Origin of the sequence: Microbispora sp. CA-102843, assembly GCF_050936215.1 — a bacterium.
Classification (GTDB): domain Bacteria; phylum Actinomycetota; class Actinomycetes; order Streptosporangiales; family Streptosporangiaceae; genus Microbispora.
The window spans coordinates 5,202,944-5,217,618 of the sequence record NZ_JBNJNF010000001.1 but is presented as its reverse complement, the minus strand read 5'-3'; the positions used below and the strand labels follow the sequence as shown (position 1 = coordinate 5,217,618).

Below are 14,675 nucleotides of genomic sequence, written 5' to 3'. Positions count from 1 at the left end.
CGAGTGATGGCGGAGCGCGACTTCTACGAGATCCTGGGCGTCCCGAGGACGGCCGATCAGGACGAGATCCAGCGGGCCTACCGGAAGCTGGCCCGTGCCTGCCATCCCGACGTCAACCACTCGCCGGACGCCGAGGACCGCTTCAAGGAGGTCTCGGAGGCGTACGAGGTGCTGTCGGACCCCGAGACGCGGCGGCGGTACGACGCGTTCGGGCCGGACTTCCGCCGCGTGCCCGAGGGTGTGGACCCGGCGGCGTACGCCCGTGCCCACGCCGGGGCAGGACCGGGCCCGGCGGGTCCCGGACCCGGCTGGGCCCGCGGACCCGGCGGGGAGGAGATCCGCTTCACCACCGGCGAGGGCTTCGAGGGCATCGACCTCGACGACCTTCTCGGCGGCATCTTCGCCGGGCGGGGACGCCGGACGGCCGGTCGCACGGCCGGCCGCACTGCGGGCCATGCCGCCGGCCGCGGCTGGGGCCCGGTGCCCGGCGCCGACCAGGAGGCCGAGCTGCCGCTCACGGTCGAGGATGCCTACCGCGGCGGCCGGCGGAGCATCACGATCCCCGGCCCGGGAGGCGGGCGGACTCTCAACGTGAACATCCCCCGGGGGGTGACAGATGGCCAGCGGATCCGGCTCGCGGGCCAGGGCGGCGCGGGCGACGACGGCGCCAGGGCGGGCGACCTGTACCTGATCGTGCGGATCGCCGACCACCCGCGCTACCGGCTGGAGGGGCGCGACATCCACGTCCGCCTCCCGCTGACGCCGTCGGAGGCCGCGCTGGGGGCGACCGTCGCGGTCGACACGCCCGGCGGGGAGGCGAAGGTCAAGGTGCCGCCCGGCACCTCGTCCGGGCGCCGCCTGCGCCTGCGCGGACAGGGCATGCCGAACCCGCACGGCAGGCCCGGAGACCTGCTGGCCGAGGTTCGGATCATGGTGCCGCCCACGCTCGGCGACGAGGAGCGCCGCCTGTACGAGCAATTGGCCAGGATCTCGGCGTCCACCCCGAGGAGCCCGTCATGACGTATCCGCTCGTCCGGCCCGCCCACCTCGATCTGGAGTCCTTCTCCCGGGCCACGGGGCTGCACCCGGAGCTGGTGCGCCGCCTGGTGGCGCTCGGGCTGATCGACGCCCGGACCGACTCCTCGGGCGGTCTGTGCTTCCCGCCCGCCCAGGTCGTCGCGGCGGGCCGCCTTCAGCGCCTGCACGCGGGGCTCGCCGTCAACTACGCCTCCCTCGGCCTCGTGACAGACCTCCTGGACCGCATCGCGGAGCTGGAGGCGGCTCTGCGCAGCCGTACGAGGACGACCGGAGACAGATCGTGGACCTGAACCGCCTGACGCAGAAGTCGCAGGAGGCCCTGCACGACGCCCAGACCGCGGCGACCCGCTTCGGGCACACCGAGGTCGACGGGGAGCACCTGCTGCTGGCGCTGATCCGGCAGCCCGAGGGACTCGTCCCGCGCCTGCTGTCCGCCACGGGCGCCGACCCGGACAAGCTCCGGCTCGAACTGGAGCACGAGCTGGAGCGGCGGCCCCGCGTCACCGGCCCCGGCGCCGCCCCCGGCCAGGTCTACGTCACCCAGAGGCTGTCCCGGCTGCTCGACGCCGCCGAGCGGGAGGCCGGCCGGCTGAAGGACGAGTACGTGTCGGTCGAGCACCTGCTGACGGCGCTGCTGGACGAAGGCGTCGAGAGCGCGGCGGGCCGGCTGCTCAAGGGGCACGGGCTGACCCGTGAGCGCTTCCTCCAGGTCCTGACGCAGGTGCGCGGGAACCAGCGGGTGACCTCCGCCAACCCGGAGGTCGCGTACGAGGCGCTGGAGAAGTACGGGCGCGACCTCGTCGCCGCGGCGCGGGCGGACAAGCTCGAGCCGGTCATCGGGCGGGACGGCGAGATCCGCAGGGTCGTCCAGATCCTGTCCCGCAAGAGCAAGAACAACCCGGTCCTGATCGGCGACCCGGGCGTGGGCAAGACGGCGATCGTGGAGGGCCTCGCGCAGCGCATCGCGCGCGGCGACGTGCCGGAGGGCCTGAAGGACAAGACGATCTTCAGCCTGGACATGGGCGCGCTCGTCGCGGGGGCCAAGTATCGCGGCGAGTTCGAGGAGCGGCTGAAGGCCGTGCTCACCGAGGTGACGGCGTCCGAGGGGCGCATCCTGCTGTTCGTCGACGAGGTGCACACGGTGGTCGGCGCGGGCGCCGCCGAGGGGGCGATGGACGCCGGAAACATGCTGAAGCCGATGCTGGCCCGCGGCGAGCTGCACATGATCGGCGCGACGACCGTGGGGGAATACCGCAAGCACATCGAGAAGGACGCCGCGCTGGAGCGCCGCTTCCAGCCCGTCTTCGTCGACGAGCCGTCGGTCGAGGACTCCATCTCCATCCTGCGCGGGCTGCGCGAGCGGCTCGAGGTCTTCCACGGCGTGAAGATCCAGGACGGCGCGATCGTCGCCGCGGTGGTGCTGAGCCACCGCTACATCTCCGACCGATTCCTCCCCGACAAGGCGATCGACCTGGTCGACGAGGCGTGCGCCATGCTGCGTACGGAGATCGACTCGATGCCCGCCGAGCTGGACGAGCTGACCCGCCGGGTGACGCGGCTGGAGATCGAGGAGGCGGCGCTGGCCAAGGAGGACGACCCCGCGAGCGGGCGGCGGCTGGAGGCGCTGCGCAAGGAGCTGGCCGACCTGCGGGCCGAGGCGGACGCCATGCGGGCCCAGTGGGAGGCCGAGCGGCACGCCCTGCGCCGCGTGCAGCAGCTGCGCGAGGAGATCGAGAGCGTACGCCGGGAGGCCGAGCAGGCCGAGCGCGTGTACGACCTGAACCGCGCGGCCGAGCTGCGGCACGGCAGGCTTCCGGAGCTGCTGCGCAGGCTGCGGGCGGCGGAGGAGCAGCTGGAGAGCAAGCAGGGCGGGCACCGGCTGCTGCGCGAGGTGGTGACCGAGGAGGAGATCGCCGGGATCGTGTCGCGGTGGACCGGGATCCCGGTCAGCCGCCTGCAGGAAGGCGAGCGGGAGAAGCTGCTGCGGCTCGACGAGATCCTGCACCAGCGGGTGATCGGCCAGGACGAGGCCGTGCGGGCGGTGGCCGACGCCATCATCCGGGCGCGCTCCGGGATCAAGGACCCCCGCCGCCCTGTCGGGTCGTTCATCTTCCTCGGGCCGACCGGAGTCGGCAAGACCGAGCTGGCCAAGGCCCTGGCCGAGGCGTTGTTCGACACGGAGGAGAACATCGTCCGCGTCGACATGAGCGAATACCAGGAGCGCCACACCGTCAGCCGCCTCGTCGGCGCCCCGCCCGGGTACGTCGGCTACGAGGAGGGCGGTCAGCTCACCGAGGCCGTGCGGCGCAAGCCCTACTCCGTGGTGCTCTTCGACGAGATCGAGAAGGCGCACACGGACGTGTTCAACACCCTGCTGCAGGTGCTGGACGACGGGCGGCTCACCGACGCCCAGGGGCGTACGGTCGACTTCCGCAACACCGTGATCATCATGACGTCCAACATCGGCTCGCAGTACCTCAGCGAGAAGGCGGCGCCGTCGGGCGAGATCGACCCGGAGGTGCGCGAGATGGTCATGGCGGAGCTGCGCGCCCGGTTCCGTCCCGAGTTCCTCAACCGCATCGACGACATCGTGCTGTTCAAGCCGCTCACCGAGGTCGAGATCGAGCAGATCGTCAAGCTGATGTTCGACGACATCAGGGCGCGGCTCGCCGAGCGCCGGATGACGCTGGAGATCAGCCCGGAGGCGGTCCGCCGCGTCGCCGAGCGCGGGTTCGACCCGATCTACGGAGCCCGCCCGCTGCGCCGCTACATCGCCCGCGAGGTGGAGACCCGGATCGCGCGGGCGCTGGTCGCCGGCGACGTCAGGGACGGCGCGACCATCCGGGTGGAACTGTCCGGCGGGGACCTGGTCGTCGCGTACGAGAACCCGGAGGGCTGACCGGTGCCGCCGCAGGTGTCCAAGATCGTCCCGCGCCCGGCGGGGATCGGCTGATCAGCCGAGGTGGACGCGGACACGCGCCGGCACGACCGGGGGCACAGAGGCACACGCGGGGGGCCCGTCACGGCGGCCGGGTACGGCGTCCGCTCGTGGCTCCTGGAGGGGCTGCGGCACGAGGACGTGCTGCCCGCCGGGCCCCACGCGGCGGAAGTGCCGCACCGGCGGCATCCGTGGTGGCGGGTCATGTGCCTCACCGGTCTCGACTACTTCTCCACGCTCGGTTATCAGCCCGGGATCGCCGTGCTCGCGGCGGGCCTCCTGGCACCCGTCGCCACCCTGTTCCTCGTCCTGCTGACGCTGTTCGGCGCGCTGCCCGTCTACAGGCGGGTGGCGGTCGAGAGCCCGTACGGCCAGGGGTCGGTCGCGATGCTGGAGCGGCTCGCCCCGAGGTGGTGGGGCAAGCTGTTCGTCCTCGTCCTGCTCGGGTTCGCGGCCACCGACTTCGTGATCACGATGACGCTGTCGGCGGCCGACGCGACGGCCCACATCCTGGAGAACCCCTTCGTGCCCCGCGCCCTGCAGGGGCACCAGATCGCCGTGACGATCGGCCTGCTGGCGCTGCTCGGCGGCGTGTTCCTGCTGGGGTTCAGCGAGGCGATCGGCCTCGCCGTCGTCCTCGTGGCCGCCTACCTGGCGCTCAACGCGGTGGTGGTCGTGGTGGCCGTGCTCCACCTCGCCGGGCACCCGGCCCCGGCGATCGGCTGGACGCAGGCCATGCTCACCATGCACGGCGGACCGGCGGCCGTGCTCGCCCTGTCCCTGCTCGTCATGCCCAAGCTCGCCCTCGGCCTGTCCGGGTTCGAGACCGGTGTGGCGGTGATGCCGCTGATCAAGGGCGAGCTGCCGGGCCGGATCCGTGGCGCCAGATGGCTGCTCACGACCGTCGCCCTGGTCATGAGCGTCTTCCTGATCGCCAGCAGCTTCGTCACGAGCATGCTGATCCCGCTGCGGGAGTTCCGGGAGGGCGGCAGGGCCAACGGCCGGGCCCTGGCGTACCTGGCCCATGCCTACCTGGGGAACGGGTTCGGCACGCTCTACGACGTGAGCACGATCGCGATCCTGTGGTTCGCCGGCGCGTCCGCCATGGCGGGCCTGCTCAATCTCGTTCCCCGTTACCTGCCCCGATACGGGATGGCCCCCGACTGGACGCGGGCCGTCCGGCCGCTGGTCCTGGTCTTCACCGCCGTCGCGTTCGCCATCACCGTCGTCTTCCGCGCGAGCGTGACGGCACAGGGCGGGGCGTACGCCACCGGAGTCCTCGTGCTGATCCTCTCGGCGGCCGTCGCGGTCACGTTCACGGTCCACCGGCGCCGCCGGCGCCCGGCGACCGCGGCGTTCGCGGTCGTCGCCCTCGTCCTCGCGTACACGCTGGTGGCCAACGTGTTCGAGCGCCCCGACGGTGTCAAGATCGCGTCGTTGTTCATCGCCGCCATCGTGATCACCTCGCTGATCTCCCGCGCGACCAGGTCCACCGAGCTGCGGGTCACCCGCGTGGTCCTCGACCCCCTCGCGGAGCGGTTCCTTCGCGAGGCGCGCGGCGACGAGATCCGCCTGATCGCCAACGATCCGCAGCGGCGCGACCGGGCCGAGTACGAAGGGAAGGTGCGCGAGCAGTGGCGCAACCACCGGCTGGCCCCCGCCACACCGGTGCTGTTCGTCGAGGCCACGGTCCCGGACGCCTCCGAGTTCGAAAGCGAGCTCCACGTCCGGGGCGAGGAGCGGTTCGGGCACCGCGTCCTGCGGCTGGACAGCTCCACGATCCCCAACGCGCTGGCCGTCCTGCTGCTCTACATCCGCGACCGCTTCGGCAGGATGCCGCACATCTACTTCCACTGGGCCGAGGAGAATCCCGTCGCCGCCATGCTGCGTTACCTGGTGTTCGGCGTCGGGGACGTCCCGTGGTTCACCCGGGAGGTGCTCAGGGAGGCCGAGCCCGATCCCGAGCGCCGTCCCAGGGTCCACGTCGGATAGGTCGTGTTTGCGCTGCTGGGAGAGGGGTATTCGGCTGCGCGACCGGGAGGCGAGGCTCATGACTGATCGCCTGTTTTCGGATCGCCGGGACGCGGGCCGGGTGCTCGCGGGGCTCCTCGGCCACTACCGCGGGCTGCCCGACGTCGTCGTCCTCGCCCTGCCGCGCGGGGGCGTGCCGGTGGCGTACGAGGTGGCGACCGGCCTGGGCCACCCGCTCGACCTGCTCCTGGTCCGCAAGCTCGGCACGCCCGGCCGTGAGGAGCTCGCCATGGGGGCGATCGCCGGCGGCGGGGTGATCGTGCTCGACGAGGACGTCGTCCGGGGGCTCGGCATCCAGTCCGACACGGTCCGGCAGGTCGCCGAGCGGGAGGCCCGCGAGCTGGCGAGGCGGGAGCGGGCCTACCGGGGCGACACGCCCGCCACGGATCTGAGCGGCAAGATCGTGATCATGGTGGACGACGGGCTGGCGACCGGGGCGAGCATGCGCGCCGCCGTACGCGCCGTCCGGCAGCGGGGGCCGGCCCGGATCGTGGTCGCCGTGCCGGCCGCGCCGGAGTCCACCTGCCAGGAGCTGTCCACCCTGGTGGACGAGGTCGTCTGCGCGACCACGCCCACGCCCTTCTTCTCCGTGGGGGAGACGTACTGGAACTTCACCCAGACCGCCGACGAGGAGGTGCGCAGGCTCCTCCGCGCGGCGGCCTCGGCGCGGGCCTGGACCCCGCCCGCCCGGACCGACCTCGCGATCCTGCGCTCGGAGCTCGTGCCCGCACAGGACGGCGTGCCCTCGGACGAGGTGCTGTTCGACATCGTCGGCGACGCGCGGTTCGTGCTGATCGGCGAGGCGTCGCACGGCACCCACGAGTTCTACGCCGCGCGCGCCCGCATGACGCGGCGGCTCATCGAGGAGAAGGGCTTCGTCGCCGTGGCGGTGGAGGCCGACTGGCCCGACGCGTACCGGGTGAACCGGTACGTACGGGGGCGCGGCGACGACGCGACCGCCGAGGAGGCGCTCCGCGGCTTCCAGCGCTTCCCGGGGTGGATGTGGCGGAACGCCGACGTGCTGGAGTTCGCCGGGTGGCTGCGCGAGCACAACGAGCGGCTCGACGAGCGGGCGCGGGCCGGGTTCTACGGGCTCGACCTCTATAGCCTGCACCGGTCCGCCGACGAGGTCGTCGCGTACCTGGAGAGGGTGGACCCGGGCGCCGCGGAACGGGCCCGCGACCGCTACTCCTGCTTCGACCACAGCGAAGGCGACGACGGGCAGGCGTACGGCTTCGCCGCCGCCTTCGGCGCGGGGGAGTCGTGCGAGCGGCGGGTGATCGACCAGCTCGTCGACCTCCAGCGCAACGCGCTGCGCTACCAGCGGGCACAGGGACTGCTCGGTGAGGACGAGTTCTTCCACGCCGAGCGGAACGCCGCCGTGGTGGCGGCCGCGGAGCGGTACTACCGCACGATGTTCGGCGGCCGGGTGTCGTCGTGGAACCTGCGCGACCGGCACATGGCCGACACCCTGTTCGCGCTGGCCGAGCACCTCGGCTGGCAGCGCGGCGAGCCGGCGAGGATCGTGGTGTGGGCGCACAACTCCCACCTCGGCGACGCGTGGGCGACGGAGATGGGCGCGCGCGGCGAGCTCAGCCTCGGCCGGCTGGTGCGCGAGCACAACCCGGAGGACTGCCGGCTCATCGGCTTCACCACCTACACCGGCACCGTCACGGCGGCCGACGGCTGGGGCGGCCCGGCCGAGCGGAAGAACGTGCGCCCGGCGCTGCCCGATTCGGTCGAGGAGCTGTTCCACGAGGTCGGGCACAAGGAGTTCCTGGTCGACTTCACGCATTCGGCAGACGCGGCGGACCTGCTGCGCAGGGCGCTGCTCGAACGGGCCATCGGCGTCGTCTACCGTCCGGCCACCGAGCGGCAGAGCCACTACTTCCAGACCCGCCTGCCCGACCAGTTCGACGCGGTGATCCACATCGACGAGACCGGCGCGCTTGAGCCCCTGGAGCGCACGGCCCGCTGGGAGCGCGGAGAGGTCCCCGAGACCTACCCGGTGGCGGTCTGAGGTCCGGACGGCGCCCGCCCGGCCATGGCCGGCGCCGAACCGGCCGGGCACGTGCGGATCGGCTACGCCCGCGCCACCACCCGGCCCGAGCCTGGCCGAGCAGCTGCGCACGGCCGGCATCGGCCTGGAGTTCCTCACCGGTGAGCTGCAGGGCTCCCACGACCCCGACCAAAGGCTCCGCTCGCTTCGACTGCCAGTTGGCAGTAACCCTGCCCCGGCTCGCTAACGTCACCGGCCGTTCGGTTGCTGCTCATCCGGTTCCCCGGAGCCCTTGCCGTCCATGAACTGGTCGATGTCCGGCCGCATGGCTTTGAGAAAGCACTCGACGAGGGCGTCGGCATACTCAGGGGTGAGCGGGCCGGAGCGGAACAGCCAGCGCTGGTAGAGGGGCGCGTACAGCAGCTCGAGCGCCAGGTCGAGGTCGGCATCGGCGGCGAGCTGCCCGGCTCGCTGCGCGCTGCGCAGCCGGGCCTTCTTGGCCTCGTCCACCGGGCCGGCCAGCTTGGCGCGGTACTGGGCGGCCAGGGCGGGGTCGTTGATGATCTCGGTGTTGAGCGCGCGGATCGGGGCCTCGAACGCAGGGTCGGCGAACTCGGCCACCGTCGCCCGCATCACCATCTTGAGGTCGGCCTCCAGATCGCCGGTGTCGGGCAGCGCCATGCTCCGCTCCGGCCCGTCCTCGCTGAGCACCAGGAAGGCGTCCAAGACCACCGCGCCCTTCGAGGGCCACCAGCGGTAGATGGTCTGTTTCCCCACGCCGGCCCGGGCCGCGATGGCCTCGATGGACAGCTTGGCGTACCCCACCTCGGAGACCAGCTCGCGGGCCGCGGTGAGGATGGCCTGCCGGGAGCGCTCACTGCGGCGGGCGGGATTGGGCTGCTTGGCCATGTCCCGGATCGTATCACGGTTATAAGACGAGACGTTCCGTCTTGACATTGCCGCGAAGCGAGACGTACCGTCTTGCCTCGTTGTAGTGGACCAAGCAAGAGGGGGTGGAGCCCATGACCCGGGTGTGGTTCATCACGGGCGCGTCACGAGGACTGGGCCGGGCGTTCGCAGAGGCGGCGCTGCAGGCGGGCGACCGGGTGGTCGGGGCCGCGCGCAACGTCGAACCGCTCGCCGACCTGGCCCGGCAATATCCCGACGACCTGGTACGGCTGCCGCTCGACGTCACCGACCGCGCGGCCGTGTTCGCGGCCGCGGAGCGGGCGGTCGCGGCCTTCGGCAGGCTCGACATCGTGGTCAACAACGCCGGCGCCATGCTCCTGGGCATGCTGGAGGAGGCGACGGAGGAGCGGATCAGAGCCCACTTCGACGTCAACCTGTTCGGCGCGATCTGGGTCACCCAGGCCGTGCTGCCGTACCTGCGGGCCCAGGGCGGCGGGCGCATCCTCCAGGTCACCACGATGGGCACCGGCGGGGGTTTCCCGATGGTCGGCCTGTACGCGGCCGGCAAGTCGGCGCTCGACTCGGTGAGCGAGGCCGTGGCGATGGAGGCCGAGCAGTTCGGCGTCAAGCTCACCATCGTCCAGATGGGCGGCTACGACACCGGCCTGTTCACCACGGGCACCACGATGACGACACCCGACCCGCACTACCAGGAGCTGCGCGCAAAGTTGATCGAGATGTGGGGCGACGACGCCGGTCCCGCCCCGGACACCGCCGCTCCCGTGATTATGGAGCTGGTGGACCTGCCGGAGCCGCCGCGGCGGCTCATCGTCGGCGCCGCGTCCTACGACATCGTCCAGCAGGACCTTCAGGACCGTGTGGCGAAGTATCGCGCCTGGGAGCACCTCAGCCGCAAGGCGCCCGGATGACGTTCACGCAGGACGAACGGCGTGGCGGCGAGGGTCACCCGGCGCCGGCCAGGGCAGGCGCGCACGTGATCGGCTACGAGATCGACCTTGGGCGTGGGGGGCTCGGTCGTTCCTCTTGGCAGCGGGCCGGCAGCGCGGCATGCACCCGAGGCTCGGAGCGATTTGCCGGACCGGCAACACGATTCGCGGCGGTGTCACGGTCCGGTGGATGATCCACGCAGGAACCACCAGGAGTTTTGGAGGATCGATGGCGCAGCCCGCTCCCGCCGCGGCGGTCACACATCGTCTGGTCTCGTCTCCCGCCGGTCGCATCCACGTGGTGGAGCAGGGCTCAGGGCCGCTGGTGCTGCTGGTGCACGGGTTCCCCGAGTCCTGGTACTCCTGGCGCCACCAGCTGCCGGTGCTGGCCGCGGCCGGCTACCGGGCCGTCGCCCTGGACGTCCGGGGCTACGGCCGCTCCTCCAAGCCCGGGGACGTGGCCGCGTACCGGATGCTGGAGCTGGTCGAGGACAACGTCGCCGTCGTGCACGCCCTGGGCGAGCGGACCGCGGTGATCGTGGGCCACGACTGGGGCGCGACCATCGCCGCGAACTCCGCCCTCGTGAGGCCCGAGGTCTTCCGAGCGGTCGGGTTGCTGAGCGTGCCGTACGCCCCGCGCGGCGGGCCGCGTCCCAGCGAGGTGTTCGCGCGGATGGGCGGAGAGGAGGAGTTCTACGTCGGCTACTTCCAGGAGCCCGGCCGGGCCGAGGCGGAGATCGAGCCGGACGTCCGCGGCTGGCTCGCCGGCTTCTACGCCGCCCTGTCCGCCGACACCATGCCGCCCGCCGGCGCCCCGGACCCGCACTTCGTGTCCAGGGGCGGAAGGTTGCGCGACCGCTTCCCCGCCGGCCGGCTGCCCGCCTGGCTCGGTACGGACGATCTCGACGCCTATGCGGCGGAGTTCGAACGGACCGGCCTGACCGGGGCGCTGAACCGCTACCGGAACATGGACCGGGACTGGGAGGACCTCGCCGGCTTCGACGGTGCCCCCATCACGCAGCCGTCGCTGTTCGTCGGCGGCGCGCTGGACGCCTCCACCACCTGGATGGCCGACGCCGTCGCGGCCTACCCGGTCACCCTGCCGGGCCTGGTCTCCTCGCGCGTACTCGACGGCTGCGGCCACTGGATCCAGCAGGAACGCCGAGACGAGGTCAACGACATCCTCACCGGCTGGCTCGCCTCCCTGCCCGCCTGAACCGCCCACCTGAACCGCCCGCCTGAACGCATGAACGTCCGGGCCGGCCCACACGGGCCGGCCCGGACGTCATGTCATGCTCAGACCAGGTCGAACCGGTCGAGGTTCATCACCTTGTCCCACGCCCTGATGAAGTCCTTCACGAACTTCTCCTTGGCGTCGTCGCTCGCGTAGACCTCCGCGACCGCGCGCAGCTCGGAGTTCGCCCCGAAGACGAGGTCGGCCCGGGTGCCGGTCCACTTGACCTCGCCCGTGGCGGCGTCGCGCCCCTCGAACGTGGCCTGGTCCGCGGACGTCGACTTCCACTCCGTGCCCAGGTCGAGCAGGTTGACGAAGAAGTCGTTGGTCAGGACCTCGGGGGTCTCGGTGAAGACGCCGAGCTTCGACTGCTGGTGGTTGGCGCCCAGGACGCGCAGGCCGCCGATGAGGACCGTCAGCTCGGGGGCGCTGAGGTTCAGCAGGTTCGCCCGGTCGATCAGCAGGTACTCGGCCGGCAGGCGGTTGCCCTTCCCGTAGTAGTTGCGGAAGCCGTCGACCGTCGGCTCGAGCGCGGCGAACGACTCGACGTCCGTCTGCTCCTGCGACGCGTCAACGCGACCCGGCGTGAAGGGGACCTCCACGTCGAAGCCCGCGTCCTTGGCGGCCTTCTCGACGGCGGCGCACCCGGCGAGCACGATCACGTCGGCGAACGAGACCTGCTTGCCACCGGTCTGGGCGGCGTTGAAGGACTGCTGGACGCCCTCCAGGGTGCGCAGCACGGTGGCCAGCTGGTCGGGGTCGTTGACCTCCCACCCGCTCTGCGGCTCCAGGCGGATGCGCGCGCCGTTGGCGCCGCCCCGCTTGTCGCTGCCGCGGAAGGACGCGGCCGACGCCCACGCGGTGGACACGAGCTGGGAGACCGACAGGCCCGAGGCGAGGATCTGGCCCTTGAGGGCGGCGATGTCGCCGGCGTCGACGAGCTCGTACGTCCGCTCCGGGAGCGGGTCCTGCCACAGGAGCACCTCGGACGGGACCTCCGGGCCGAGGTAGCGCGCGACCGGGCCCATGTCGCGGTGGGTCAGCTTGAACCACGCGCGGGCGAAGGCGTCCGCGAACTCGTCGGGGTTCTCCAGGAATCGCCGCGAGATCTGCTCGTAGATCGGGTCGAACCGGAGCGAGAGGTCGGTCGTCAGCATCGTCGGGGCGTGCCGCTTCGACGGGTCGTGGGCGTCGGGGACGGTGCCCGCCCCGGCGCCGTCCTTCGGCCGCCACTGGTTGGCGCCGGCGGGGCTCTTGAACAGCTCCCACTCGTAGGCGAAGAGGACCTCGAAGAAGCTGTTGTCCCACGTGGTCGGGGTGGGCGTCCAGATGACCTCGAGACCGCTGGTGATCGTGTCGCCGCCCTTGCCGGTGCCGTAGCTGTTCTTCCAGCCCAGGCCCTGCTGCTCGATGGGGGCGGCCTCGGGGTCGGCGCCGACGTTGTCGGCCGGGCCCGCGCCGTGGGTCTTGCCGAAGGTGTGACCACCCGCGATCAGGGCGACGGTCTCCTCGTCGTTCATCGCCATGCGGCGGAACGTCTCGCGGATGTCGCGGGCCGCGGCGATCGGGTCCGGGTTGCCGTTCGGGCCCTCCGGGTTGACGTAGATGAGGCCCATCTGGACCGCGGCGAGCGGGTTCTCCAGCTCACGGTCGCCGCTGTAGCGCTCGTCGCCGAGCCAGGTGGTCTCCGGGCCCCAGTAGACGTCGTCGTCGGGCTCCCAGGCGTCCACCCGGCCGCCGGCGAAGCCGAAGGTCTTGAAGCCCATCGACTCCAGGGCGACGTTGCCGGTGAGGATCAGGAGGTCGGCCCAGGAGATGTTCTTGCCGTACTTCTTCTTGACCGGCCACAGCAGCCGACGGGCCTTGTCGAGGTTCCCGTTGTCCGGCCAGCTGTTGAGCGGGGCGAAGCGCTGCTGGCCCGAGCCGGCGCCGCCGCGGCCGTCGCTGATCCGGTAGGTGCCCGCGCTGTGCCACGCCATCCGGATCATGAGCGGGCCGTAGTGGCCGAAGTCGGCCGGCCACCAGTCCTGCGAGGTCGTCAGCACCTCCGCGATGTCCCGCTTGACCGCTGCGAGGTCGAGGGACGAGAACGCCTCGGCGTAGTCGAAGTCCTCACCGAGGGGGTTGGCCACGGCGGGGTTCTTGGCGAGGATCTTCAGGTTGAGGCGCTCCGGCCACCACTGGTGGTTGGCGCTGCCCTGGGTCGGGTGCGGGGCGCGCGTGTGCGCGACCGGGCAGCCGCCTTCGCCCTCCGTCTTCGGGTCTACAACGATTGCGTCGTGGTTCTCAGTCAAGGCAATCCTTCTGAACTAGGCGATCATGGGGCTCAGGCAGTGCGGGCGGTGGAACAGCCGGGGCACAGTCCCCAGTAGATGACGTCGGCCTCGTCGATCGTGAAGCCGTGGTTGTCGGACGCGGTCAGGCACGGCGCCTCTCCGACCGCACAGTCGACGTCGGCGACGACACCACACGATCGGCACACGATGTGGTGGTGGTTGTCGCCGACGCGGCCCTCGAACCGGGCCGGGCTGCCGGCCGGTTCGATGCGGCGTACGAGTCCCGCCGCGGTGAGCGCGTGGAGAGCCTCGTACACGGCTTGCAGGGAGACGTGACCCACGCGATCGCGCACCCCGGAGGCGATCGCCTCCACGTCGAGGTGGTCACCGCCGCGGACGGTCTCGAGCAATGCGACGCGGGCGGCGGTCACCCGCAGGCCGGCCCCCCGCAGTTCCTCGGCGGTGGTCGGGTTCCTGGGCGCGATCATGGCGCTAAACCTATCGCTCCAAACACGACTAATTCAAGAGAACGAACAACCCAATTATATGGCCGCCTCAGGTGATGCCGGCGACACGGAGGACCGGCCCGAGCGCCGGCAGGTGACCCGGGACCCCTGTGGAGAGGTCCAAGGTCCCTGCCCGGCCGGTCCGGCGGCCGGGCAACGTTGGGTGAGTCCTGCGGTGTCACCTCACTATTCGGGGATCGAGAGCACATGTGCGAGTACTGCGGCTGCCAGGCCGTGACCGTGATCGGCGAACTGACCCGTGAGCACGATCTGGTGGTCGACCTGATCGGCGATGCGCGCACGGCGCACACCGCCGGCGACACGGAGACCATGGCCGTGATCGCCAGACGGATCGCCGAGGTGCTCGGCCCGCACACCGAGGTCGAGGAGCACGGCCTGTTCCCCGCCCTGGCGGACGAGTTCCCCGAGCAGATCGCAGGGCTGGAAGCGGAGCATCGGCGCGTCGAGGCCGTCCTCGGCGAGGCCGCGGGCGCCACGCCTGCCGATCCCGGCTGGCCGCTCAGACTGCTCGACGTCCTGAACCTGCTGCGCGCCCACATCCTCAAAGAGCAGGACGGCGTGTTTCCGGCGGCGTTGACCGGTCTGAGCACCGAGGAGTGGGAGGCCGTCGAGGCGGTCAGGGCCCGGGTCGGCACGCGTCCAGGCGTCATGCCGTGATCGGGAACGGCGGTGTGCCTCAAACGCGGGTACAGCCTCTCATCGGCTTGCGCAAAAGCCGGTCCAGGCGCGGCCTCCGGCGTACGCGCGGGGGTACCTACGCACCAGTCCGCGGTTCT

The 14,675-nt window shown here is 71.7% G+C and carries 11 protein-coding genes; 8 read left to right on the top strand and 3 right to left on the bottom strand.

Annotation, left to right across the window (positions count from 1 at the left end):
• Positions 1-6 precede the first annotated feature (6 nt).
• From ACQEVJ_RS24300 to ACQEVJ_RS24280, 5 genes are all read left to right on the top strand, one after another.
• The gene (locus ACQEVJ_RS24300) at positions 7-1,020 is read left to right on the top strand and encodes a DnaJ C-terminal domain-containing protein (RefSeq protein ID WP_433104681.1); all 1,014 of its coding nucleotides are present in this window, start codon (positions 7-9) and stop codon (positions 1,018-1,020) included.
• Positions 1,017-1,328 carry a chaperone modulator CbpM gene (locus ACQEVJ_RS24295; protein ID WP_433104679.1) on the top strand — a complete coding sequence of 104 codons (312 nt, stop codon included), beginning with the start codon at positions 1,017-1,019 and terminating at the stop codon, positions 1,326-1,328. The genes ACQEVJ_RS24300 and ACQEVJ_RS24295 overlap by 4 nt, the downstream gene beginning before the upstream one ends.
• Positions 1,319-3,937: an ATP-dependent chaperone ClpB gene (gene clpB, locus ACQEVJ_RS24290; RefSeq protein ID WP_433104677.1), complete on the top strand. Its 2,619-nt coding sequence runs from the start codon at positions 1,319-1,321 to the stop codon at positions 3,935-3,937. The genes ACQEVJ_RS24295 and clpB overlap by 10 nt, the downstream gene beginning before the upstream one ends.
• A gap of 63 nt (positions 3,938-4,000) precedes the next feature.
• Positions 4,001-5,968: an amino acid transporter gene (locus tag ACQEVJ_RS24285; protein ID WP_433104675.1), complete on the top strand. Its 1,968-nt coding sequence runs from the start codon at positions 4,001-4,003 to the stop codon at positions 5,966-5,968.
• A 58-nt stretch (positions 5,969-6,026) separates the two neighbouring features.
• Positions 6,027-8,027: an erythromycin esterase family protein gene (locus ACQEVJ_RS24280; protein ID WP_433104673.1), complete on the top strand. Its 2,001-nt coding sequence runs from the start codon at positions 6,027-6,029 to the stop codon at positions 8,025-8,027.
• Between the two features lie 228 nt (positions 8,028-8,255).
• On the opposite strand, the gene ACQEVJ_RS24275 is transcribed toward ACQEVJ_RS24280, so the two are convergent.
• Entirely contained in the window at positions 8,256-8,915 is a 660-nt protein-coding gene (locus ACQEVJ_RS24275; RefSeq protein WP_433104671.1) for a TetR/AcrR family transcriptional regulator, read from the bottom strand.
• Positions 8,916-9,028: 113 nt separating this feature from the next.
• Here ACQEVJ_RS24275 and ACQEVJ_RS24270 point away from each other — a divergent pair, with 113 nt between their 5' ends.
• Together ACQEVJ_RS24270 and ACQEVJ_RS24265 are read left to right on the top strand one after the other, a co-directional pair.
• Positions 9,029-9,844, top strand: coding sequence for an SDR family NAD(P)-dependent oxidoreductase (locus tag ACQEVJ_RS24270; RefSeq protein WP_433104669.1), 816 nt, complete (start codon positions 9,029-9,031; stop codon positions 9,842-9,844).
• A gap of 247 nt (positions 9,845-10,091) precedes the next feature.
• The gene (locus ACQEVJ_RS24265) at positions 10,092-11,078 is read left to right on the top strand and encodes an alpha/beta fold hydrolase (protein ID WP_433104667.1); all 987 of its coding nucleotides are present in this window, start codon (positions 10,092-10,094) and stop codon (positions 11,076-11,078) included.
• An 80-nt stretch (positions 11,079-11,158) separates the two neighbouring features.
• Here the strand turns inward: ACQEVJ_RS24265 and katG are convergent, their stop codons facing one another.
• On the bottom strand, positions 11,159-13,390 hold the full coding sequence (katG, locus tag ACQEVJ_RS24260; protein WP_433104665.1) for a catalase/peroxidase HPI: 2,232 nt from the start codon (positions 13,388-13,390) through the stop codon (positions 11,159-11,161).
• A gap of 32 nt (positions 13,391-13,422) precedes the next feature.
• Entirely contained in the window at positions 13,423-13,860 is a 438-nt protein-coding gene (locus tag ACQEVJ_RS24255) for a Fur family transcriptional regulator (protein ID WP_433104663.1), read from the bottom strand.
• Between the two features lie 225 nt (positions 13,861-14,085).
• Between ACQEVJ_RS24255 and ACQEVJ_RS24250 the strand changes: the two genes are divergently transcribed.
• The gene (locus ACQEVJ_RS24250; RefSeq protein ID WP_433104661.1) at positions 14,086-14,556 is read left to right on the top strand and encodes a hemerythrin domain-containing protein; all 471 of its coding nucleotides are present in this window, start codon (positions 14,086-14,088) and stop codon (positions 14,554-14,556) included.
• Positions 14,557-14,675 lie beyond the last annotated feature (119 nt).